At 67.2% G+C, this 1038-nt stretch carries 1 protein-coding gene; it reads right to left on the bottom strand.

Features of this window, described 5'->3' with window-relative positions; genetic code table 11:
* Positions 1–55: 55 nt before the first annotated feature.
* A complete protein-coding gene (locus tag ACFVZH_RS40460; protein ID WP_384905658.1) occupies positions 56–970 on the bottom strand; it encodes a transposase family protein in 915 nt (304 codons plus the stop codon).
* Between the last annotated feature and the right edge of the window lie 68 nt (positions 971–1038).

Raw genomic sequence — 1038 nt, 5'->3', positions numbered from 1 at the left:
ACGAGCTGGTGCGTGATTGCGTTGGAGACGTGGGGGTCTGAGCTGGGGGTTTGTGTCAGCCGGTGGTGTTGCGGTCGGAAACGAGGCTGGCGATGGCCCGGTAGGTGTCGGGCAGGTTCTCGCGCCGGTGAGTCCAGCGGGTCAGCTGCTTCCAGCGTTTGTGGTCGGCGAGGGCGTGTTCGACAGTGATGCGCTTCGATGAGTGCCGGTGTCGGGCTCGTAGGCGGGCTTCGAGGACCTCGGGCGGGCTGATCTTGTTTCCTTTCCGGGGCGGTGTGATCGCCTGGCCGGGGTGATCACGACGGAGTCCGAGGTAGCCGTCGTCCAGAAGCACTTCCACGTCCGGGAAGTGCTGGAAACAGGCACCGATGCCTTCGTTGCGTGCGGCGGTCGCATCGTGCATACGCCCTGGCCGCAGGGCATCGGTCCAGAGCGTGCGGCCCTGGCGATCAGCGATGACTGTGGCCTTCATCGTGTTCTGCTTCTTCTTGCCCGAGACGAATGCGCGGCGTCCGCCCCGGCCGGCCAAGGGCCTGCGGACCTGGACCTCGGTGGCGTCCAGCCGCAGCTCGACGCCTTCTGCCTGGGCATAGGCGAACACATCCGGCAGGGTCCGAAGCCGCAGGCCAGGACGGTCGGGAACGGCGCATCCCCGCTCGGCCAGAAGCGCCCGTATCTCCCCGATGGCCCGGGTGACGGTGGAACGGTCGACACCGAACAGCAGAGCGAGGACGGAGTGCGGCAGGTCGTGCCGCAGATGGATCAGCGTGACCACCAGCCGGTCCACGAATACCAGCCGATGCCTGGCGCCGGCACCCGCAGCCCGCCTCCTGGCCCCACCACGTGCCTCATGGCGGCGGCCCTCGACACCGGTCTGCCACGGGCCGGCCAACTCCGCTACCAGACAAGCAAGATGCTGACGGGAGATACCCGTGAACAACCGATGCGCGAGAACCGTCCGACTGGCCATGATCGTCACAGCCCGGATCATGCCACCCACCAGCACGGACGCTCACCCGCAATCACGCACCAGCTCGT

The organism is Streptomyces sp. NPDC059534, assembly GCF_042743475.1.
Lineage (GTDB): Bacteria > Actinomycetota > Actinomycetes > Streptomycetales > Streptomycetaceae > Streptomyces.
The sequence above is the reverse complement of the archived record's forward strand: the minus strand, read 5'-3'. Positions and strand labels throughout refer to the sequence as shown.

What these genes read in the sequence shown, in the direction of transcription:
- ACFVZH_RS40460 (WP_384905658.1), bottom strand. Translation starts at nt 970, where the DNA reads ATGGCCAGTCGGACGGTTCTCGCGCATCGGTTGTTCACGGGTATCTCC.